A 21,104-nucleotide genomic window follows, 5' to 3' on the forward strand; every position below is an offset into this window, starting at 1 on the left:
GGGCCGATGACGGAGTGTCAGACCGAGGTGGATGACGTGCAGAGGATGACGAAGCGGGGCATGCAGTGGCTGTCCGCTGTCGCAGACGACCCGGAACTGTGCCGCAAACACTGGGCGGATGATCCGAGGCGACCGTACGCACTGCAGGTGGGCGTCGCCTTCGACGTAGTAGTGATCGAACAGCGCCTTGGCGTTGAGACGTTCGATCAGTTGGAACGACGGGGGATGGCTGTCGGGCCGGTCCTGGCCGACCGGGCTTCGCGCCAGATGGGCTTCTTCCTGCCGCCGAATTCGAAGGGTCGTTTTGCACGGGTGGTCGCTCAGGAGACGAACACGCCACCGGTCTACCGCTACCTCCAGCGCGAATCCATCATCGTCGTACCAGGCCCCATCCCTTTGGCCGGTGACCGCCACCAGTGGCTTCGCGCTCCCAACCATCGCCCCGAGTCAAGCCCGCTGCGTACGGTCTCTTTGGCGGTCATGCTGGTCGCCTCGGCCGCGCTGATGGAACGCGCCGACCACTACGGCGAGCAGTACACCGACGACGGCGCCAGCTATGCCGAGGGTCTGAACGACGAGTTGGACCGGTGACCCGTGATGGCGAACAACGACGAGAACCCCGATGCTGCCCATTGGTCGCCGCTGGACACGGCGGAGTGGTACGCCGCCCGCGACGCAACCTCGGCACTGCGTGACGTACTCACCGCTGCAGGCATGGCCCGCGACTTCCCCTATTTGCGCGCCGATCTCAATGCCTTCGGCCACGGTCTCATCGATCTCGGCCGCATCTCGCCGGCCACCGCCGAACGCCTTGCGGAACTGCTCCGCCGAGCCCTGCTCTGCAGACGCGATGAACGCGACACCGCGAACACCTGCCACCCCAAGAACTGACGGGAGAGACGACATGGCCGACGCAATGGGACTCAGCCGGGTCGTGGCCCGACGAGCGGAGAACTTGTCCGAGGCACGCACCTACGTCCGTGGTTGGGCTCAGGTCAGGCGTGCCGCCGAATCCTTGGCGGAACAACTCCGATTAGCGGGCCTGGAGACAGACGTCCCCGGCCTCAAGGCCGACGTGTCGGTATTCGGAGACGGTCTTGTCTGTCTTGGCACGCTTCGACCTGACGCGGCCGAGCTGCTGGCCCGGCTAGTTGCCACCGGTCTGACGGCGGAGATGGCAGATCGAGCGAACTCGCAGCACTGACCGAACACCCCGGCTGCGTAGTCGCTGGTGGACACGAGCCCCGCTGTGCGAACCAGGCACGCAGCGGGGCTCTCGCTTGCTCGGAGATGTGCGGCGCAGGCACGTCCGGCGGCTGGCCGGGACCGGCGCCCCAGCGCCGCAGCCCGGACGAGTCGCCGGAAGCTCCTACGGAGCGGGGAAGTGCACTCTTTCCAACTGTGGTGGTACCTCACGTGGCCGCGTACGGGTCCGTTCACCTGCGTTCATGGCCGGTCGGTCGCGGGAGCGGCTACGGGCTACGGTCTCGTCTGAACGGCCGTGAACGGCCGTGAACGGCGCTGAATGAGACGGAAACTGAGACGGAGGGCGGGGCCGGGCTCGCTAGCATCGTTGCTGCTGAAGGGGGAGACATGGCACTGGTCCGCAAGGGGTCACGACAGATCGATGTTGACGGCACGCCCTACCGCTGGCGGCTGCGAGGCAGGCCGACGTACTCCCAGGGGCTGGCCTGGTCGCCGTGCACGTTCGCGGTCGAGCATGCAGACACCCCGGGCATGACACTCGTAGTCATCACCGACCAGCCCCATCCGAGCAACTGGATCGACCGCGAGGCTGAGCCAGTACAACCGTCCAGTGTTGTCGCGGCCGTTCGGCTTGCCCTGCACATGGGGTGGACTCCGACGGCGGCTTCCGGCTCCGCGTTCCATCTCGACCAGTCCGCCGGCTTCACGTCCTCCTCTTGATCGGCGTAAAGGGTAAGCAGCGCTTTAGGAGTTCGATTCAAGACCCTTCCGGCTACTGCTGGTGACTGCTGTGACGGCCGGACAAGGATGTTGGTGTGCACCCCCGGCCAGCGTGATTGATGTCAGCTGCAGGTGTAAGGAATTCTGATTCGTATTCGCATGCGAGACTTCCATGGATTCTAGAAGTTCCATAAAGTCTCAATGTGTCCAGGTTGGCGCCGCGAATTCTTTACCAATGCATGCGGTTCGTAAAATGCCTGTGAGAGACCGCGCAGTCCAGCGAATGGTTATCGAGCTGGATGGGCCGCCTTATAGTGCTACGGGCCCAAGTGGTGCCTGGAGAATGGCGAAAGGCATATGCTGGAAGACGGCAGGAGTCATCAGCCAACATGAAACTCGCGATCCTTGTTCTCGCTATTCTCTTTCCAGCGAATCCGAAGAATATCTGGATCGCCGCCGCCCATCGAGTGGACAATATTCAGGAGGCGAGTCTGTCCGGCATGGATCGTTGTTGGAGTGCCGTCTGTTGCCAAGTGAAGGCTGACGCTTTCCCCTACGGGCTCGAACACGACCTCCTCTGCGTCCTGGCCACCGTCGTTGGTGATCTCAAGCCAGTGACGCGTTGAATATCGCGGCTTTCCTTTCTTGTCGTAGGACCGGATTTCCCTCTCCTGTCGCGGCTGGACAGAGAATCTCACTCCATGATCTGCCACCTTCAGAACAGGAACACCAAGCGAGAAACTTGCGATGTCATACTCGATTGCCTTCCAAACCTGGTGTTCAAGCTGACTAACGTTGGAGAACTCACCGAGAAGGCCACGCTGGCTAATTTCACTCCTAAATGTACGCAGTCCGTCAAGCTGTGAAGTGTCCACGTCGTTGGGAAGTTGTGCGGTTGAGAAGTACAGATGAACGGGCTTACTCTGCTCTATGGCGCGCTCAATCTCCTCGACCGTTCCAGAAACAGCGTCCGCTGTAGGTGACCCGAGACGGCTACCAAAGAGTGCGAACACAATGTCTGATTCGTCGACTCCCTGCGAATTGATCAGTGATTGCGGATGGCCGCCGAGAATAGGAACTGAGGAGGTTTCCCAACGCCACGACTGAAGGATGATCTGTTTGGTCTGTGCGTTGGCTCCATTCCAGCCGTGGATAGCATTTTCCACGGCGTCACGCGCTTCGGTCGTGTCTGAGGGCGAGGCAATCATCACTCGCAGAACATTCGCTGTGTAGGCCATGGCCCAACGCTACTTGGAAACCGAGGTACTGTCACAAATTGGCGACTTGCTTGCCGATAGATGGCATCGCTGTGCACGTCTGTGACAACCCCGCACTGGTCAGTCTCCTCTTCCTGAACAACCACTTTAGGAGCGAGGTTGGGCGACTTGGCGGCTGACCTGCGGAAGGAGGGATCCCGTGGACGAGGTGCACATGTCCTGCCGGCGCCTGCTGTTCCCCGTGGTTCCCCGCTCGTTCTGGCACGGTTGTGGCACGGGGGGCATCTGATCCGTAGCTCTATGCAGATCGGTCGCCAACGGTCTTACCGGCCGCACCAGAGCCCTAAGAAGACAGGACAAGTCTCTAACGACTGCTGTGGTTGAGGTACTTCGCTGCTGTACTTCTGCTGGGAGCCGATCGCACCAGCAAGGGGGGATCGCATGCAGTGGTCGACGCTCGTGGCGACAGCGGTGGGCACGGTGCTTGGTGTACTTGCCGCGCTCATTGCCGATCATGTCCGCTGGCGGCACGACCGTTCGGAGCGTGAGCGTGACACGCTGCTCGCCGCCTTCACTGAGTACCTCACGGCCCTCTCAACAGCCAGGGACGCATTCTCCCGGGCAGAGGCTTCCCCTGCACTTGTCGGCAAAGGGCATGTCGCGCTCGGCCAGCACGGTGTCTACGCAGCACAACAGAGACTGGAACTAGTGGCGCAACGAGCACTCGTCGACAAGGCGGGTCGTGCCACCCTTACCGTGCTGGATTTTCATGACGTTGTGGTTGCCGGACATGACGCGAACTCCCATGAGTATGTCGGTGCCTGGCGAGCATGCCGCCAAGCCCGATCAGCATTGACAGAGGAAATGAGAAACGTTCTGCGGCGAGTTTGATGCATTGAGCGGTAGAGCAGAACGCGCTGACGGTTCCGTTAGTTCTGGCTCTCAAAACTAGAGGGAGTGAATCGATGAATGGATACGAAAGACTACAGGAGATAGCTAGGCACGCACCCGCCGAACTCTCCATTTGGAGATCAGGGAAAATGGCGCTACATGCGTTGCTGCTTTCGGTTTCCGCTCGATACGTTCGAGAAGTCCGGAATGGTTCTCCCGGTTCTCAAGAATGGGAGGCAAGAGGACCTGGAGGCGCAACGCGAGACTGGGCTAACATAACCGCCCGTCTCGTCGAATGGAGCTTCCTGTACTGCGACCCTTCAGCCACCGGCGAGCCCAATTTGCAGGAAATTGACGAGGCTTTCGAGTTGGCGCAAAACTGGGGAGTCATTCAAATTGGACTGGAAGGCGGCAGGGCTGGTCGCATCCGGATTGAAAAGCAAAGCAAGGGAATAGTTATTGAACCAATCGTCAATCCATCCATTGAGGTCCTAGACGTTCTCCTTGAGGAGATCGACACCGAGAATGTGGACGAAAATACAGTCGGGCCAAGCTTGGAGCCGGCGCACGCCTTCTTTCGGACCCAGCAAGGACGGAAAAACGTTCATCAGAATGTTCCCGTCTGGGTCGGCGGCCTGTACATCCAGCACATGAAGAACTATCTTGCAAATAAGCCGTGGGAAATACCACGCGACGCCGACCTGGGTGGGTTGACTCTCGGAGAGGCCATTCCGCTGATGGGTACGCTCAAGGGGATGTCGCTCCTTCAGCTGTCCCTGTTCAGGGGCGAGCCGAACCTAGATACGGCATGTATCGCAATGCGACCAGGAACGATGATTCGATGGCTGAAGAAGTATAACCCGAAGAGTACCGTCGTAGAGACTTTCATCGAATTGCTTACCTATCGGGGGCCTAAGGGGAAAACTCCGTTCTCTGCCCCCATCATCCCGTGGGATGAACAGCTGCTGATGCCCTTCGCCTTGATTTCGGACGGCCTTGAGGAGCGGATGCTACTCCGTGCAGCCGCATCCAATCCCAGCACGTCCGGAAAACTTGGCGCATCTCTTGGGCGCTTGTCTAACAAGTGGGCTTCGCGTCTTGCCGAGATACCGGGAGTTAAGGTTGCGACAGAGGTTAAGGTTTTGGCTTCAAATCGACGGAAAATCGGGGACTTGGATATCGTAGCCCTCGATAGCGACCGTAAAAGCGGGCTGATAGTCGAAGCGAAATGGCCGATTGATGCACGAGTCCTAGCGGACGCCTGGAAACAAGAATCCGCAATAGGCAAGGGTAAAGAGCAGGTCGAGCGACTTCAGAGAGAAATTTCAGACGGCGCGATTGTTAAACTTCCGCAGGGGTGGCCTCCATTCTCAGACATTGAGTGGACCTGGATGGTTGGCACTGCCCGCTATTTGGATCCACGTAAATCGGTGGACGGCCCTCCAGTCACCTGTCTCAGGCTAATCGAGCAACTATTGCCAGCTTCTTCCGTGCGTGATTTGGTGCAAAGGTTGGCAGATTTGCAGTACCCGCAAGAAGGCCGAGAGTTTCGTCTTTCCTGGAAGCGGGTGGTGGTGAGTGGCGTGAAAGTAAAGGCGAGGGTAATTGAGATACTTCCCTACGCACCTAAACCGCCGACGGAAAGGAGACGCTCACAAGGTTGGACGTGAGGTAAGCGCCGCTGCTTTCCAATCCACCCTCCCTGCTCCCATCCCGTCCGCCGTCGACCCACACACCGTGGAGCGGGCGTGGTTCATGGCGTCCAGGTGGAGCGCCCCACTGGAGGAACGACCTGGACGCCATGGGCCGCGTCTGCTCGGCTCTGCCTGGGTCGACGGTGGACGGGATGGGAGCCCCCCACGCTCGCCACGATGTGCCCGCGGCCGGGAACGGCGCTCCTCCCACCCGGTGCCGGCCGATCCCCCGCCGGAGGCATGTCCCTGACCGTGGGCCGTGTTCGTCGGGTGCTCGGCTCATGCCTCCGGGCCTATCCACAGTGGGCGGGCGTCGGCGCAGCGGGGCGGAGCGGGCCGAAGGCAGGAGCGGCAGCCCCAGCGGAGCCGGGAAGCCCGCCCGGCGGAGCGGAGCGCAGCCGGGTGCTTGAAGACGTAGAGAAAGTTTGAGCCGCTGGTCTCGTGGGTCAGAGGTGGTAGCTCAGCTCTAGTTCGTCGCCTGGGAGTTGGAACTCTTCCAGGGCCAGGGGTTTGCTGTTCGCGTTGAGTGTTACGCGGAGGATGTGCAGGAGCGGTACGCCGTCGGGGAGGCGCAGGGTCTCGGCCTCGTCGGGTAGCGGCATCCGGGTGCGTAGGTATTCCGTGAACTGGAGATCGTGCCCAAGGTCCGTGAGTGCCCTGTAGAGCTGCGGGGCCGGCGGGGGCGCTTCTTCCTCGTACTTGGTGTCGATGAGGATTGAGAACGGCACGTGGGTGCGGTGGAGTTGACGGAGCCGGCCCCTGTCGGCTGTCTGTAGCCCGTCGTACGTATACATCGGCTCACCTGGCGGGATGTCCAGTAGATCCGCGAGTGCCATAGGGGCGTCTGTGCGCGTCACTGTAGGTTCCTCGGCGTCCGTCCACCGCAAGCCGTCTGCCTCGACGTAGCGTCCGTTGCTGTCGCGGCGGACTCCGCGGGGGCGTGTGTAGCTGGGGCGGGAGTGGGGTGAGCGGACGAACATGCCGCGGCCCATCATGACTTCCACCAGTCCTGCTGCGCGCAGCTCTGCGATGCCCTGGCGCACGGTCGGCCGGGTCACGCCGAACTGCTTGGCCAAGACCTCTTCCGACGGCAGCGGTTGGCCGGCCGGGTAGGTGCCGTCCAGGATGCCCGCGCGCAGGTGCTCTGCGATCTGCCGGTACTTGGCTTGGGCCCTGTCGGGCGGCATGGCGTCTCCACGTGGGCGTTTTGCTGGGTCGGGCGTTCGGATTCAGAGACGTCTCGTCTCCAGTCTGGGACGGGGCCAGCATCCCTCACGCGATCTCACTTGACAACCCGTACTACGGGTCGCGCTCTAGTCATCGATCCGTAGCACCCGACCCGTCTCGAACGCCCGAGGTGGGTCGGCCAGCAAACATCGGTCCCCGGCGTGACACCACAACGTCTTCTCAGGATTGGCAGACTGGGTGCGTGGCGCCGTACGGCGGCACGCACTACCAGGCTAACGAGCGGCTCAGCCTATTGTGCGCGCATCCAGGTGCCGAAGGCGTCGACCAAGGCGTTGTAGAACCTGTCGCCGGGAACGGAGCCGGGGTTCTTGCTCGCGTCGTAGAAGGCGACGTTCGTGAAGCGGGCCGAGGTGGATGCGTTGCCGCCTTGGCGCCGGCATCTCCTGCGAGGCGGCACGCTGCCCGTAGACGAACGGGTGACGCAAGGACAGGAGGAAGGTAGGCATCCGTCCTTGGCGTCTGTCCGCCGGGGCCTGCCCAAGACGACAGGACCCTTGGTTTTCAGGTTGGCCCGGGTGTGCTCGAGCCACAGGGTCATGGTGGGGCGACGTCGCCCGTTTGCCAGTCGCAACGATCTGTGTGTTTCCCCCTATTTTCGTTTTCCGTGCTCCAGTAGCGAGATCACTCGGTTGCCGCTGTGTTGAGATGGGCTCGCGCTAGCAGCTATTGGAAGGGAATCGTTGTCAGGCGTGCGAGCCGCCACGATGCCGAACAGGTCCGGTGATACGCGACACTGATCAATCAGCCTTGCCTCGTCGATACCCTCTTGCGCCAGCAACTCCACCGCCCTCGGAAGAAGTGACGGCTGTTCGATGGTGCTGATCAAGCCTGGTTCTTTTCGGCGCCAACCACGGGAAGAGATAGTTGTCATGGCGTTCCGGTAGGACACGTCGCTTAGCCGTCCGAGCCAACGAGCTCGGTACAATAGAGCCTGGATACTGACGCCCCACTGCTCTTTCAGGCGGGCCAAGTCCCGCCAGGCGTTGCTGCCCATCGCACTTGGCAGTCGGTCACGAATCTGCCCGGCAGGCATGAGCAACTCGGCGGCGAAGCGATGGGCTTGGTCCTCGACAATCCGGCCTCCCGGTTCGGCGTCGCTGTGCATGATCAGGTGACCCAGTTCGTGGGCGACGTCGAACCGCTGTCGGTAGTAGTCCCGCTTGATCGGATTGAGGATCACGACTGGACGGAGACGGCTGTCGAAAGAGTAGGCGTCGACGGAGGCCGTCTGGGGCGGACTGAATACCACTAGGACTCCGTGGTTTTCCAGCAGTCGCACAAGATGGCCGACGGGTCCATTGGTGATGCCCCATTGTTCCCGAACAAGCCGCGCGGCTCGCTCTGGGCCGTCGCCAACCCGGTCGTCTACGGACACCGAGAAACTCGGCACATCTGGGCGAGGGAACTCAACGTGCCGCTCCAGGCTCGCTGTGATGTCCACGGCGAGTTGCCCGTAGGCGAACGCCTGGTCCCGTGCCAGCTGACTCGTTGAACGCAGGGAGCGGAAGTGCGGCGTGGTACTCAGTGCCGCGATGTCGTCCGGACGGACGGCGAAGAAGCCCGGATCGACAGAGAGGCTGAGTGCCAGCTGGGCCACCGTGGGAGCCGTGGGCCGCTTGGCTCCAGACTCCCACGCCGCCACGGCCGTTGGGCTCTTGTCGACGAGACCCGCGAGATCGGTCTTCCGTAGACCGGCCAGATGCCGGGCCAGCGTCAGGCGAGCACCATCGAAGAGGGCAGAAACCTCTGCTGCGCGGTCTGAGCTGGACGTGCGGGGACTCACCGTCCATCACTTGCGTGGTCGCCGCGCAGTTCTCTTGCCGGGCGACGCAGGCGAACTGGAGCATCCGGGACGGTGTTCGGACCAGTGGGCATAGGAGCATCGTCGATACGACGTCCGCCGTCGGCGGGCGGGGTCTTCATGAGGTTCTGGCGCCAGTACCATGCCTGACCGCCACCGGTGTTCAAACGAGGGCGGCCCAAGATCAGTTCGGACAGCCGACTGAGAGGGTCAAGGCTGTGCGCGACGACGTGAGTCGTCAGGTCAAGATCCTGTACTGCTGCCAAGGCAGCTTCCAGTCCCCCGACTTCGTCCATTTCGAAGTCGTCGAACAGCGAGGCTTGTGGCGGCTCGGGGCTGCGCTGGCGGGCCACCCGCTGCTTGGTCGGGCTCTTCTGTGGCCATGGAATCTGGTCAAGCTTGCCGAAGACGCCCGACGCGAGCAGAAACCGACTCGCCTCGTAGGCCCAGCCAGGGCTGCCGTTGAGATTTGCTCGGCGCACCTGGCCGGCGTCCAACCGCGGCATGGTCTCGATGTCCAGCTCGGACAACTGGTCGTACAGCACGTCCAGATCGGCGTCGTCGTTTCCCGCATGTACGGCGTACCGCTCACAAGCGAAGACGCGGTCGAGGCGGTCGCGGAACAGGGTGAATCGGGTGTTACCGAGCCAAGCGGCGTCGTGGCCATCTGCCTCGGAGTACGTTTCCAACGACCTTGTGGTCGCTGACACGTGCGCCCAACGCACACCGGCCAGCACCCCGGCGCTGCCGAGCTCCGCGATAACGTCCTCTTGTTCGCTCACGCTGTGAAACTTACACCATCACCAGTAATCGGCGCGGGAAAATAAACCATCCCGGCGGTTTTAAGTCGCAAAATGTGCCCCTTGCTCGTGGTGACGGGTCCCTCGGTGTGAGCACCAAGCATCCGGGGGCGGCAGCTACGCGTTGTGCCCCTTCTGAGGGATCACGAGCAGCCCAAGAGGCTTGGCGGTGGCCCGGCCTGCTAACGAGTCACATCGCTCGGCTTGAGTTCCCGGGACGAGATCGGGGGTCGCCGGGCGATGGAGATGTTGTCTGCTGACGGTCTGCTGCTTATGCCGTGGTTTCGCCGAGGCAGAGTTGGGGTGCCAGTTGGACGGCGCGGGCGTGTGGGTGCAGACGGACCGTGACACCTGGTCCCTCGCGCGGCGCGACGAAAGCCACGGTGGTTCCCCGGACGGGTGTCAGTGTCTGACGCGGTTACGGATGGCGAGGACCGTGAGGGTCCAGGAGGACAGGTTCAGTGACGCGGGAAACCGTATCGAAGTAGGTGCCGGAGGTGGTTAGGTCCTGGCCAGCGGAGCGGAAGACCACCGAATTGAGCGTGATGGACGGGCTTGAGGGAGGTCAGGGCGGCGATGACCGGGTCTTCCCGCCGTGCTGGCGTTGCGGTCCTGGTTCCTGGTGGGGTGCCGGTGATGTTAGGCCAGGGATACTCCGCGGTTGCCGAAGAATTCGGCGAACTCGGTCACGGGCAGGTTGGCGGTGCGGGCCTGGTTGGTGTGTCCGGAGGGGTTTCGGAAGTGCACGGTGTCGCCTTGGCGGCCGGTGACGAGGACGAGGTGGCCGCCCTTGCCGGGGGCTGGGTTCTCGGGGCGGCGGATCTCCTTGTGGACGGAGGCCATGACGAGGCGCCCGTCGTCGAGGAGGGAGAGAAGGTCGGGCACCGTCAGGGTGGGGTGTACCTCTGCGCGCAGAGGGTGAACGTCCTGCACGTACTGGACGAAGGGGGCGTAGATCAGGCCGTGGATCGTCCCGGTGTCCGGGTCTTCGGTGTACGCGCCGTATTTGCGGGCTCCGTCGAGGAGTTCGAAGAGGGTGGGTGCGTTGCCGGTGCGGGCGAGGAGTGCCATGCGTAGGCAGGCGATGCCGCACATGTGGCCGCACCATCGGGCGTAGGTGTCGAGGTCGGGGGCGCCGGATTCGGCCCAGCGGCGATCAGCGTCGTGGGTGCGGCCTTCGTAGGCGAAGGCGGCGATCAGGTCCGGGCTGGCGTACTGGGTGATCGTGGGGAACGGGTGGTCATCGGGCACGTGAGGGTTCCTTCCGGTGGGCGCTCTGGCTGATCAGCCGGTGGAAGGTGGGCAGGTCCACACCACCGCCGGAGATCACCACCCCGATCATCCCCGACTCGTGGGGGACGAGGCCGGCAAGGACAGCGGCGAGGGCGCAGGCGCCGCTGGGTTCGGCTACGACTTTCAGGTGCCGGAACGCGAACGCCATGGCGGTGGTGATGTCGCGGTCGGTGACGGTCACGACGGCGTCGAGGAGGCGGGAGTTGACGGCCCAGGTCAGCGGTGAGGGGCTGTTGTGCCCGAGGCCGTCGGCGATGGTGGCGGGTACGTCGGGCAGGGCGATGCGCTGGCCGCAGCGCAGGGAAAGCAGCGTGTCGGCGCCCTCCTGCGGTTCCACGCCGATGACCCTGATGCCGGGGTAGAGGTGCTTGGCGATGGTGGCGGTTCCGGCGGCAAGGCCGCCGCCGCCGACGGGGACGACGAGTGTCTCGATCTCGGGGTGGTCGGTGAGGAGTTCCAGCGCGGCGGTCCCGGCACCGGCCATGACGTGCCGGGAGTTCGCCGAGGGGACGACGGCCAGGCCGTCACGGGCAGCGATCTCGGCGACGAGGGCGTCGCGGTTCTCGGAGTCCCGCCGATAGGTGACGACTTTGCCACCCAGCGCGCGGATGCCTTCGACTTTCGGGGCCGGGGCGTCGGCGGGGATGACGACCGTGGCCGGCACTTCGAGGAGCCGGCCGGCGAGGGCGAGTGCCTGGGCGTGGTTCCCGGAGGAGGCACCGATCAGGCCCCCGGCGCGTTCGGCCTTCGGGAGGGATGAGGCGTGGTGGTATGCGCCGCGGAACTTGAAGCTGCCGGTGCGCTGGAGGCTTTCGGCCTTGCACACCACCGGCCAGCCCGCGGCCTGGTCGAGGGAGAGCGCGGAGAGGGCCGGGGTGCGGGCGGCGACCGGGGCGAGGTTGGCGGCGGCGTCCTCGACGTCGCGGGCGGTCAGTTCGGTCACGGCCGGTACCCCGCGTGGGTGGTGGCGGTGGCGAGGATCGTGCGCACGAGTTGGTCGTAGTCGATGCCCGCCGCGTCCGCCATGGTGGCGAGGTTCCCGGTGCGGGAGAGGCCGGGCAGGGTGTTGATCTCCAGCCAGACCGGTCCGCCCGGGGTGATGATGAAGTCGGAACGGGAGTATCCGGTGCAAGCGAGGGCTCTGTGCGCGGTGAGCGCGGCGTCGGTGATCGCGTCGAGAGTGGTGGCCGGGAGTTCGGCCGGGCACCGGTAGCGGTATCTGTCCTTGTCGCGCTTGGTGGCGTAGTCGTAGAACTCGGCGCCGACAGGCAGGGTCTCCAGCGGCGGCAGCGCCGCGGGTGTGCCTTCGACCTCCAGGATGCCGCAGGTTACCGGTGTGCCCGTGGTGAACGGCTCGGCGAACCAGCCGTCGTCGGCCTTCACCCCGGACAGCGCTGCGGCGAGTTCGACGTCGTCATGACAGACCGTCATTCCGATGCTGCCGCCTTCGGAAAGGGGCTTGAGAATCAGCGGGAAGACGATCGTGCCGGTGATGGCCCGCGTGATCGTGTCGCGGTCGCGGGGCGGGAGAACCACGGACGGCAGGACCGTAACGCCGGCGGCGGCAGCGACGGTCTTGGCGAGCGTCTTGTGCATGCCGATGGCGGACGCCGTCACGCCCGAGCCGGTGTAGGGGATGTTGAGAGATTCCAGTAAGCCCTGGAGCTTGCCATCCTCGGCGTACTGTCCGGCGATGGCCAGGAACGCGACGTCGGCGCTGCGGATCTGGTCGGTGAAGGTGGTATCGGCGGCGTCGAGCAGCGTGGCGCTGTAGCCCTGTCGGGCGAGGGATTCCTGGGCGGCGCGGCCGGACAACAGAGACCGCTCCCGTTCGGTGGACCTCCCGCCGGACACGACGGCGATTCGGGCGGCGGGTTCGAGAGACTGCGTCGTCATCAGTTAGTGCTCCTGTTTCGGGGTGGTCTGGCCGGTCTCGGATGTGCCAGCCGGTGAAGGCGCTACGGTCGGAGGACTGAGCCGAGCGGCTGTCTGCCGTGCCGGGCAAGTCCTGCTGATGCGGAGTTCGTTACGTGATCCCTTTTTCGCTCGAAGCCGTCGCGACCGCCGTCGGCGGCCGTCTGTGTGACGTACCGGATTCCTCCGTGCTGATGACGGCGCCCGCGGTCGTCGACTCGCGCACGGTCGAGCCCGGTGGACTGTTCGCCGCGCTGCCTGGTGAGCAGGCAGACGGGCACGCCTTCGCGGTGAATGCGGTGAAAGCCGGTGCGGTGGCGGTCCTCGCCACCCGTCCCGTCGGTGTCCCGGCCGTGGTCGTCGATGACGTGCTGGACGCGCTCGCGGCACTGGCCCGCGCCGTGCTGGGCGCCGTGCCGGAAGCGACCGTGATCGGGCTGACCGGCTCGGCGGGCAAGACCAGTACGAAGGACCTGATCGCCCAGGTGCTCCCGGAACTCGGTGAGACGATCGCGACGGTGAAGTCGTTCAACGGTGAGATCGGTATGCCGCTGACGGTGACGCACGTGAGCCGCGGCGTTCGTTACGTCGTGCTGGAGATGGGCGCCCGTGGCGTGGGTCACATCACCCACCTGACACGTATCGCCCCGCCCACGGTCGGCCTGGTCCTCAACGTGGGGACCGCCCACGTCGGCGAGTTCGGCGGCCGTGAGCAGATCGCGAAGGCCAAGGGCGAACTCGTCGAAGCACTTCCGGCGGACGGACTGGCTGTCCTCAATGCCGACGATCCGCTGGTCGCCGCCATGGCGTCGCGTACCCGCGCCAGGGTGCTCACCTTCGGTATCGAGAACGAGGCCGATGTGAGGGCCGTGGACGTCGCCCTCGACACCTCGGGCCGGGCCTCGTTCACCCTGACGGCCACCGGCGCCAAGGCGCGGGTCGACCTGTCCCTTTACGGCGAGCACCACGTGGCGAACGCACTTGCTGCCGCCGCCGTCGCGATCGGGCTGGGCGCCGGCGTGGAGAAGACGGCGGCGGCGCTCTCCCGCGCGGTCCTGGTGGCGTCGGGGCGCATGGAGGTCACCGACAGGCCCGACGGAGTGCGAGTCATCAACGACGCGTTCAACGCGAACCCCGACTCGATGAAGGCGGCATTCAGCACCCTGCAGTCCATGGCGGACGGGCGCCGGACCATCGCGGTCCTGGGAGAGATGAAGGAACTCGGCGCCGACGGAAGCGACGAACACCGCCACGTCGGCCGTCTCGCCGCCGCGGCAGGCATCCACGTACTCATCGCGGTCGGCGACGACGACGCGCGGACGATGGCCGACGCCGCCCAGCAGGAGAACCCGCAGTTGGAGGTGGTGGCCGCCCGCGACCGCGACCACGCCCTGACCCTGGCTAGCGACCTGATCCAGCCCGGGGACATCGTCCTGGTCAAGGGCTCGCACAGCGTCGAGCTGGAGCACACGGCAGAACGTCTGGCCCATGCCGGCACGGTGACCCACGGACGCTAAGAGTTGGGACATCAGAAGCGCTGCCATTCGGCGTTGACGTTGTATTCGTGGCCAAGGACGGCGGTCGGTTCGCCGTCCTTGGAGCGGGCGGCCGAATTCGTCCGTGATGCCACGACCTTGGCTCGGACGGCGACCACGTGGGATGGGGCGCGGCGTGACAACGGGACTCCTGTGTCGTTGGTTGTCGGTGCCCCCGGTTGTGAGGGGAGCGAGAGCGGGTTCGGCGGGTGTGCTGAGCTACTTCTTCTTGTCCGTCTTGTCCGTCTTGTCTTTCGTGGCGGCGGCTCGGCGTTCTGCGCGGTTGCCGTTCGCATTGGGTGTTGCTGCGGCCGATGACTTGTTCTTGCGGACGGACACGCCGTCCGAGGCGCCGGCGGTACCGACGTTGCGCTTGAACCTGCTCATCCATCTGCTCCTTGGTGTGTGGTGTGGTGGGTAACCGGCATTGGTTACAACGGGGTTGGAGGTTTCTGCGTGGGCTGTGGAGGGGGGGGAGGACTCGCGGCATGGGGGCTGCTGGAAGCGGGAGGTCTTCATGCGATTTCCTTGACGCTCTTGGTCTCCGCGAGCCGTTCCAGCAGGTCGTTGACGACCCCAGCCATTCGTCGAAGGTGGCCGAGGGCCTGGCGGTAGCCACCCGGGAGGACCTCGGGGTGCAGTGTGTGTGCACGCCGAAGAAGACCGCGCACCTGGGCGTCCCCGTCGCCAGCGGCGTTGGCGATGGCGACGAGCTGCATGAGATCGGCGCGCAAGCGCTCGGCGATCTCTCCGAACTCGCTCTCGCGGGGGTTCTGGTCGCCCAGGACGTCACCGACGTCGTCCACGATCTCCTCCAACGGCTTCACATCACGAAGCAGGCAGGCGATACGAGCCAGGCCCTCAGCATCGACGGTTGGCGACCACTGCCCGGCCGGCGGTAGTACGGGTCGGCTGATCTCGGCGAGGGCAGTAGAGGAGGAGCGCATCAGCAGCGCCTGACGGCGTATGTGCACCAGGTGCAGGTGCCTTTACGGCCCCAGTCGCTGGCGAGATAGGTGACGAGCTGCATGCCGCGTCCGCCCTCGTCGTCCGGACCCGCCTCCCGTACCTCCGGAGCGCCGGACGAGTGATCATCGACCTCGATCAGAATGTCACCAGAGGTGTCACAAGTGACCTGGCACAAGATGGAGTTGACGTTGCCGTGGACGATGGCGTTGGTGACGATCTCGCTGACCAGCAGCTGCACCGTCCCGACCACGTCCCGGTCCCTGACGCCGGCCCTTCCGAGCACAGCCGCCGTCATCCGACGCGCGGCCTTCACACGCCTCGGATCGGCATCGAACGACATCGCACTGTGCGCACTCCTCATCGGCTCTCCAATTCGCCGTCTCGCTACCCGCCGGGATCGTGTCGAGGCGGGCCGGTAAACGCCGGGAGAGGAGGGCGGTAGCGCGGTGTGCCCGAGGCGTCCGACGCATAGGAATTCCCTCCGAGTTCGTCCAGGGCCGAGCTCTCACCGGGACACGGGTCGCGTTTTTCTGGCGTCGCTGTCGCCTGCCGCAGCGGTCGCTCAGTTCCGCTGTCGGCCGTGCGGGGCAGGGCGTTGTGCTGTTGGTCTACTACCGCCTCTGCCCGGCACCGTGCAGACCTCGGCGCTGATCCAGGAAGTCATGATCTTCATCCGGGTATCGCCAGGCGCTGAAAGTGGCGGCACAGCTCATCGACTGAGCGGGCGAGAAGTGTGGCGTGCCGTACAGGTCCGAGCGAGCAGGGGCCGGCCGCCAGACGCCGCCGGGCTTCACCGATTCCCGCTTGGGCACACGCCACGTCTCGTGGCCCAGCTACGTCACACCGCTGTGCCAACTCCGGGATGAGCAGGTTGAGGTGCCCGCGAAGTTGGAGAGTGAGCGAGCTCAGTGCCTCGCCGGAGGGAGCCTCGGCGCCGTCGTTGAGCAGAGCGGCTGCAGCGGCGGTCATCGTGGAGATGTCGAGCGGGACCGTGCTCTGCGTCGCAGGATAAGTGGTCTCGTCCATGGCATGCTCCCCGGCTCGTCGGTTTGTGCGTTGTGCAATCAGGTTCGACCGGAACGCGCAACTGCGGGATGACCGGCGGGGGTTACCGAGGCGGTAATACACTCGTTGACGCTCCAGCAAGACGCGCTCGCGTGCGTAGGATCACCCTGGAGGTCGGCTCACATGGACGCCACGACACCTGGCCCGCTCGCCCCCGACGTTCTCGACAGAGCAGACGTACGAGCAGCCCTCGCGGAGCACGACTTCGCGGCCGTCTTCACCTTGATCAAGAAGTGGGGCGGTCTTTCCCAGAACCGCATCGCATCCGCCTGCCAACTCACCCCCGGCAAGGTGTCCACGATCGCCAGCGGCAGCCAGCGCGTCACCAGCTTCGACGTGGTGCGGCGGATCGCCGACGGACTACGCATCCCAGGGCACATGCTCGGGCTCGCACCGCGCCCCTGGGAGCACCAGCAGCAGACCCAGCTCCCGCCAGAGTCGCCGGGCGCACGATCGGCAGCCAGCGAGGTCCCGTGGAGGCCGGATGCCACAATCGACCTGGCAGCGAACCTGACGAGGAGCGATCTCGTGATGGACCGTCGCGCAATCACGCGCGCCCTTGCCGGAGCGGCTGTAACCGGCGGCGCGCTGCTCGAATCCTTGGAGGGCTGGCTCCAGCCGGCTGCCGCACTGGCCGCACCGGCCCGGCGTGGCCGACTCGGACTTCGCGAGACAGACGAACTGGAGACCACCGCACGCGCGTTCCGGCAGTGGGACCATCGGTACGGCGGCGGGCTCCGCCGCAAGGCGGTCCTCGGGCAGCTTTCCGAGGTGGCCGGCGCGCTCGACGAGCACCAGGCACCCGAGGTGGAGACGCGCCTCTACCGGATCATGGCGCAGCTCGCCGGAACCGCGGCGACCATGGCATGGGACAGCGGTCTCCACCGACGGGCGCAGGAGTACTACCGCCTGGCTCTGCGATCGGCGCACGCAGGTGCCGACCCGGTGTTCGGTGCCAACGTCCTTGCCGGCATGGCCCGTCAGATGCTCTACCGTGATCGCCCGGACGACGCGCTTCAGCTCATCCAGCTTGCTCAGGAAGGTGCCCGGGACGTGATCGGGCCTCGCGTGCGGGCCATGCTCCACACGCGCGAGGCGTGGGCGTACGCCGCACAGGGCCGCACCGCCGGATTCCAACGGGCCACCGCGAAGGCGGCCGAAGCCCTCGCCGACGCGTCTTCCAGTGAAGAAGAGCCATACTGGATCGCCTACTTCGGCGAGGCCGAGCTGGCGGGAGTCACCGGCGGCCGACTGCTCGATCTCGCGCGTCAGGATCCCCGGCAGCACGCGGAACGGGCGGCCGATGAAATCCGTACGGCGCTCTCTTCGCGTGGCCCGGAAGCAGGCCGCTCTCATGCGCTCGACCGGATCGGCCTCGCCGAGTGCCGTTTCCTCGTCGGGGACGTCGGCGGCGGCGCGGAGGAGACCCACCGCGCGGTCGCCGCCGCGAGGCTCACCCAGTCCGGCCGGGTCCGTACGCAGCTCGGGCAGCTTTACCCGTACACCGTGGGCCACCAGGCGTCGCGGCCAGTGCGCGAGGCGCGCGATAGTATCCGCGACCTGCTGTCGAGCTGAGGAGAGCGGCGTGACGACGCTGGCCGTGACCGGACACATGGACCTGACCGAGGAGAGCGTGCCGTTCGTACGGTCCGCACTACGTCACCTACTGGAGTCGTACCGCGAGGATTTGACCGGGGTGTCGTGCATCGCCGCCGGGGCCGACGCGTTGTTCGCGGAGGAAGTCATTGCGATCGGTGGCCGGCTTGTCGTCGTGATCCCCTCCCGGGACTACCGGGCGAAGAAAGTGAAGCCCGACCATGCGGCGGTCTTCGACCATCTCGTTGAGACTGCCGCGGACGTGGTGACGTTGCCTCACGAGACAGCGAATCGGGCGGCGTACGAGGCGGCGAACAGTGAACTGCTGACGCGCGCAGACCGGCTTGTCGCGGTGTGGGACGGAACTCCGCCGTCGGGCAAGGGCGGGGGCACCGCTGACACCGTCGAGGAGGCGCGAGCGGCGGGGCTGGGCGTAGACGTCGTGTGGCCTGACGGGGCGGCACGCCGGGCGTGACGAGAGAGCGCCTCGTCCGGTCCGGAGACTGGTTAAGGGGTGCAGGTGCAGTTTCGCTGTGGACCGCCGTGTAGGCGAGGCGGCTGCCTGATCGGCTACTCGGGTCGGTGCTGGATGTCACCCAGCGGGGGGCACGATTCCGCGCCGATGATCTGTGCCCTTGCGGCCGGGCGATGCTCGCGCGGCGGAGGATGCCCAGGGCACGTCGACGGCGGTTCTGGCGAGCGCGGTGAACGAGGCACTCCTCGGGCTCGGGGACCGTGTGCACCGTATTCAGCGCAAGCAGTACCGGGCCTATCAGCGTCTGCGGAACTTCGCGTGCCAGGGTCAGGGAGCCCTCGACGACCCGTTCGGCCAGTTCGGGGTCCTCCTGCCGTAGCCGGGTGAGCTGGACTTCTGCTGAGTTGGCCTTTCGCCATGCTGGCGAGGCCATGCGAGATTCCCTGCCGTTCAACGGTTGAACGGCAGGGCCCTTCAACCGTTGAACGGCCGTGCTGGTCAACCGTTGAACTGACCGATGGTCCGGGATTCCGGCTTGTGGACGCTGGGAATCACGAGCCGTGGTGTTCGACAAGCCGGGCGGCGGCTTGACGTGTGGTGTCGGCGGCATGCCGTACCGCAGCGATGGCTGCTTCGAGTTGGGGCGCGTCTGCACCGGAGTTGGGGGCCTCGACGGCCTGGTTGAGGTTGCTGCCGGCCCAGCCGAGGCGGCGTCGGCTGTCGAACAGGGCTGTGATCATGTCGCGTTCGTCGGCGATTTCGGCGCTGGTGCGGTCGAGGTCGCGTGCGGCGGCGAGTGCGGAGCGGGCAAGGAATCCGGCGACGGACAGATTGCACTGGGCGGCGGCGGACCTGATCAGAGTGAACTCGCCTTCGTTGAAGCGTGTGTTGGGCTGGTGCAGGCGCTTCTTCTCGCACGGTTGGCGCGGGCGCTGGCGGGCGCGAGGAGCGCGCTGACGGCGTGCTCGGCGGGCAGTCTGCTTATCCTCCTGTCCAGGCTTCGATCCGCCCTCGGTCGAAGCCTGCGGGACCTGCGCCCCCCGGTGCAGGTCCCCTCCCGCCCCCTTGGGGGCGGGTTCGGCGGAAGCTACGCTTCCGCCCCAACTTGCTCGCTCCGAGACCGAGTTGGAGTTTCCCTGGCCGGGCTGGTGGGCGGGGGGCTTCTGCGCGCTAGTCATCGGTTCGGTACCTTGTCGTGCGTGGTTGTGGATGTCAGGTGGTGGCTTCGATGCATAGTTCCTGCATGACAAGGCCCAGGCGGTCGTTCCCGCTGCCATTGAGGCCCTCGTTGCGGAGGATCTCCCGCAGTTGAACCCCGGTGACGGTCTCGTTGCCGTCCCGCCCCAGCAGCGCCGAAACCTGGGGCCGGACCCGCGAGACGAGCTGCTTCACCGACGGCGCCGGTCCCTCGACGCGCCCTTCGCCTGCTTCGTTAAGGGCCGGTTTCCCTTGCCCTTCGCCCCCTGCTTCCGCCGCGCGGGGACCGCGCGAACGCACTCTCGGTCCCCGTGATCCTCGTTCCCCGTCTCGGTCCCCACGCGTGTGGTTCTGCGGTCCCGGTTCCCGTGACGCACGGTCCCCGTGACGGCGAGAAGCTGGTCCCGGTCCCCACGGCGGACGGTCTCCGCGCTGGTGCTATTGCGGTCCCGGTCCCCGCAGTGAGCTGCGGCAGGCTGCTACGTACTCGCCCGACCAGCGGATTCGTGAGCCAGTCCGGCGCTTTCGCCAGGACGCTGCCCGGTCCCCGCGTCATGCTTTTCGCTTTCGGGGACCGGTCCCCTCTCGGTCCCGGCTGCCCGGTCCCCGGTGGGTTCGGTGTCAGCGCGGGGACCGGCGCCGGGGACCGAGGTGCTCTGGGCCCGAAGTGAGGGGACCGCCACTCCTGCCGCATCAGCCTGCTCGTCCTGCCTCGTGGTCCATGGGGAGGGGACGGCGACGCTGGCGAGGTCGGGTGCGTGTCTGCGGACGGCGAGCCGGTCGAGGAGTTCCGCGCGCCGCGCAGGGGCGGTGTGTTGCGTGCGGCGAGGTCGAGACGGCTCGGATGGGCTGTGTCGCGGGGGACGTTGCCCCTGGCTCCGCCATCGGGGCCGACGCGCCTGCTGCGGCAGGGCTGTCCCTTGGCGGCGTGGCACCACTCGCAGCGGACACCGAGGGCGTCCGGTCGGCCCTGTGCGATGGCTGTCTCGCGGGCCGCGCGGATGGGCCGGTAGGGGACCAGTTGCGTGCGGACGGCCGGGGGTATGCACGAGCCGATCTCCCGCAGCCGCGCTTCCAGGTCAGGGCGTGCCCCGCCGCTGGTGATGGCCTGGCGCTGGGTGGGCTCGGCGCTGCCGTTGGCCACGGCCCGCCTGGTGCGGGCCAGTTCGGCGGTCCAGGCAGCCTGGTCGTTCGGATCGGCGGACGGGGTGGGGTCGGTGTGCCGCTGGAGACGGTCGCGGCGGTAGCCGTTCCACCGGCGGGCGATGTCCGCGGGGAGGATCGGGTAGGGCGAGTTGAGGATGTGTTCCCGTGCGACGAGGCGGGTGTCCCACCCGTGCCCGGTGTCCAGTGGCACCTCGCCGAGCAGGTGGTGCCACTGGGCAATCTGGTCCCGGGCTTCCCCGGTGTCGGTGCGGATGAGCCGCGGGTCGAGCCGGCCGATGTAGGCCAGCAGAGCGCCGACTTCGTTGGGGATCACCGG

Annotated in this window: 21 protein-coding genes and 2 pseudogenes; 9 read left to right on the plus strand and 14 right to left on the minus strand. The window is 65.8% G+C overall.

What is annotated here, in order from left to right; all coding sequences use genetic code 11:
* Nucleotides 1-27 precede the first annotated feature (27 nt).
* The 3 genes from ACZ63I_RS01660 (at nt 28) to ACZ63I_RS01670 (ending at nt 1,926) form a co-directional block, all read left to right on the plus strand.
* Complete coding sequence (locus ACZ63I_RS01660; protein ID WP_469334319.1) at nt 28-591, plus strand: bifunctional DNA primase/polymerase; 564 nt, start codon at nt 28-30, stop codon at nt 589-591.
* Nucleotides 592-597: 6 nt separating this feature from the next.
* Nucleotides 598-891 (plus strand): hypothetical protein, encoded by a 294-nt coding sequence (locus ACZ63I_RS01665; protein ID WP_469334321.1) that lies wholly within the window; start codon nt 598-600, stop codon nt 889-891.
* A 702-nt stretch (nt 892-1,593) separates the two neighbouring features.
* Nucleotides 1,594-1,926: a hypothetical protein gene (locus ACZ63I_RS01670; RefSeq protein ID WP_469334323.1), complete on the plus strand. Its 333-nt coding sequence runs from the start codon at nt 1,594-1,596 to the stop codon at nt 1,924-1,926.
* Between the two features lie 380 nt (nt 1,927-2,306).
* Here the strand turns inward: ACZ63I_RS01670 and ACZ63I_RS01675 are convergent, their stop codons facing one another.
* Entirely contained in the window at nt 2,307-3,164 is an 858-nt protein-coding gene (locus ACZ63I_RS01675; RefSeq protein ID WP_469334325.1) for a DUF4062 domain-containing protein, read from the minus strand.
* A gap of 420 nt (nt 3,165-3,584) precedes the next feature.
* On the opposite strand from ACZ63I_RS01675, the gene ACZ63I_RS01680 reads away from it, so the two are divergent.
* Entirely contained in the window at nt 3,585-4,034 is a 450-nt protein-coding gene (locus ACZ63I_RS01680; RefSeq protein ID WP_469334327.1) for a hypothetical protein, read from the plus strand.
* Nucleotides 4,035-4,108: 74 nt separating this feature from the next.
* Nucleotides 4,109-5,704, plus strand: a complete 1,596-nt coding sequence (locus ACZ63I_RS01685) for a hypothetical protein (RefSeq protein WP_469334329.1) — start codon at nt 4,109-4,111, stop codon at nt 5,702-5,704.
* Nucleotides 5,705-6,174: 470 nt separating this feature from the next.
* Here the strand turns inward: ACZ63I_RS01685 and ACZ63I_RS01690 are convergent, their stop codons facing one another.
* From ACZ63I_RS01690 to ACZ63I_RS01715, 6 genes are all read right to left on the minus strand, one after another.
* Nucleotides 6,175-6,915 (minus strand): GntR family transcriptional regulator, encoded by a 741-nt coding sequence (locus ACZ63I_RS01690; protein WP_469334331.1) that lies wholly within the window; start codon nt 6,913-6,915, stop codon nt 6,175-6,177.
* 650 nt (nt 6,916-7,565) lie between these two features.
* Nucleotides 7,566-8,759, minus strand: coding sequence for a helix-turn-helix domain-containing protein (locus ACZ63I_RS01695; RefSeq protein WP_469334333.1), 1,194 nt, complete (start codon nt 8,757-8,759; stop codon nt 7,566-7,568).
* Nucleotides 8,756-9,559 carry a hypothetical protein gene (locus ACZ63I_RS01700; protein WP_469334335.1) on the minus strand — a complete coding sequence of 268 codons (804 nt, stop codon included), beginning with the start codon at nt 9,557-9,559 and terminating at the stop codon, nt 8,756-8,758. Before ACZ63I_RS01700 ends, ACZ63I_RS01695 begins: the two co-directional genes overlap by 4 nt.
* 657 nt (nt 9,560-10,216) lie before the next feature.
* A complete protein-coding gene (locus ACZ63I_RS01705) occupies nt 10,217-10,828 on the minus strand; it encodes a C39 family peptidase (protein ID WP_469334337.1) in 612 nt (203 codons plus the stop codon).
* Complete coding sequence (locus tag ACZ63I_RS01710; RefSeq protein WP_469334339.1) at nt 10,818-11,813, minus strand: threonine/serine dehydratase; 996 nt, start codon at nt 11,811-11,813, stop codon at nt 10,818-10,820. The genes ACZ63I_RS01705 and ACZ63I_RS01710 overlap by 11 nt, the downstream gene beginning before the upstream one ends.
* Nucleotides 11,810-12,766 (minus strand): D-alanine--D-alanine ligase family protein, encoded by a 957-nt coding sequence (locus tag ACZ63I_RS01715; RefSeq protein ID WP_469334341.1) that lies wholly within the window; start codon nt 12,764-12,766, stop codon nt 11,810-11,812. The genes ACZ63I_RS01710 and ACZ63I_RS01715 overlap by 4 nt, the downstream gene beginning before the upstream one ends.
* Nucleotides 12,767-12,900: 134 nt before the next feature.
* Here ACZ63I_RS01715 and ACZ63I_RS01720 point away from each other — a divergent pair, with 134 nt between their 5' ends.
* Nucleotides 12,901-14,301: a UDP-N-acetylmuramoyl-tripeptide--D-alanyl-D-alanine ligase gene (locus ACZ63I_RS01720; RefSeq protein ID WP_469334343.1), complete on the plus strand. Its 1,401-nt coding sequence runs from the start codon at nt 12,901-12,903 to the stop codon at nt 14,299-14,301.
* Nucleotides 14,302-14,538: 237 nt separating this feature from the next.
* On the opposite strand, the gene ACZ63I_RS01725 is transcribed toward ACZ63I_RS01720, so the two are convergent.
* The 4 genes from ACZ63I_RS01725 to ACZ63I_RS01740 form a co-directional block, all read right to left on the minus strand.
* Nucleotides 14,539-14,706: a hypothetical protein gene (locus ACZ63I_RS01725; RefSeq protein ID WP_469334345.1), complete on the minus strand. Its 168-nt coding sequence runs from the start codon at nt 14,704-14,706 to the stop codon at nt 14,539-14,541.
* 128 nt (nt 14,707-14,834) lie between these two features.
* Nucleotides 14,835-15,146, minus strand: coding sequence for a DUF6415 family natural product biosynthesis protein (locus tag ACZ63I_RS01730; protein ID WP_469334347.1), 312 nt, complete (start codon nt 15,144-15,146; stop codon nt 14,835-14,837).
* 119 nt (nt 15,147-15,265) lie between these two features.
* On the minus strand, nt 15,266-15,649 hold the full coding sequence (locus ACZ63I_RS01735) for an ATP-binding protein (protein WP_469334349.1): 384 nt from the start codon (nt 15,647-15,649) through the stop codon (nt 15,266-15,268).
* 308 nt (nt 15,650-15,957) lie between these two features.
* Nucleotides 15,958-16,314 carry a DUF6415 family natural product biosynthesis protein gene (locus tag ACZ63I_RS01740; protein WP_469334351.1) on the minus strand — a complete coding sequence of 119 codons (357 nt, stop codon included), beginning with the start codon at nt 16,312-16,314 and terminating at the stop codon, nt 15,958-15,960.
* 162 nt (nt 16,315-16,476) lie between these two features.
* On the opposite strand from ACZ63I_RS01740, the gene ACZ63I_RS01745 reads away from it, so the two are divergent.
* The 3 genes and pseudogenes from ACZ63I_RS01745 to ACZ63I_RS01755 all read left to right on the plus strand — a co-directional run.
* Nucleotides 16,477-17,928 carry a helix-turn-helix domain-containing protein gene (locus ACZ63I_RS01745; RefSeq protein ID WP_469334353.1) on the plus strand — a complete coding sequence of 484 codons (1,452 nt, stop codon included), beginning with the start codon at nt 16,477-16,479 and terminating at the stop codon, nt 17,926-17,928.
* 10 nt (nt 17,929-17,938) lie between these two features.
* Nucleotides 17,939-18,424 carry a hypothetical protein gene (locus ACZ63I_RS01750; protein ID WP_469334355.1) on the plus strand — a complete coding sequence of 162 codons (486 nt, stop codon included), beginning with the start codon at nt 17,939-17,941 and terminating at the stop codon, nt 18,422-18,424.
* 163 nt (nt 18,425-18,587) lie between these two features.
* Nucleotides 18,588-18,746, plus strand: a pseudogene (locus tag ACZ63I_RS01755) (DUF5655 domain-containing protein); the annotation flags it as partial.
* A 229-nt stretch (nt 18,747-18,975) separates the two neighbouring features.
* Here ACZ63I_RS01755 and ACZ63I_RS01760 read toward each other — a convergent pair.
* The 3 genes and pseudogenes from ACZ63I_RS01760 to ACZ63I_RS01770 form a co-directional block, all read right to left on the minus strand.
* Nucleotides 18,976-19,164, minus strand: a complete 189-nt coding sequence (locus ACZ63I_RS01760) for a hypothetical protein (protein ID WP_469334356.1) — start codon at nt 19,162-19,164, stop codon at nt 18,976-18,978.
* A gap of 472 nt (nt 19,165-19,636) precedes the next feature.
* On the minus strand, nt 19,637-19,816 hold the full coding sequence (locus ACZ63I_RS01765; RefSeq protein ID WP_469334358.1) for a hypothetical protein: 180 nt from the start codon (nt 19,814-19,816) through the stop codon (nt 19,637-19,639).
* 622 nt (nt 19,817-20,438) lie between these two features.
* Nucleotides 20,439-21,101, minus strand: a pseudogene (locus tag ACZ63I_RS01770) (zinc finger domain-containing protein); the annotation flags it as partial.
* Between the last annotated feature and the right edge of the window lie 3 nt (nt 21,102-21,104).

The sequence above is a fragment of the Streptomyces sp. NPDC087906 genome (assembly GCF_055584925.1).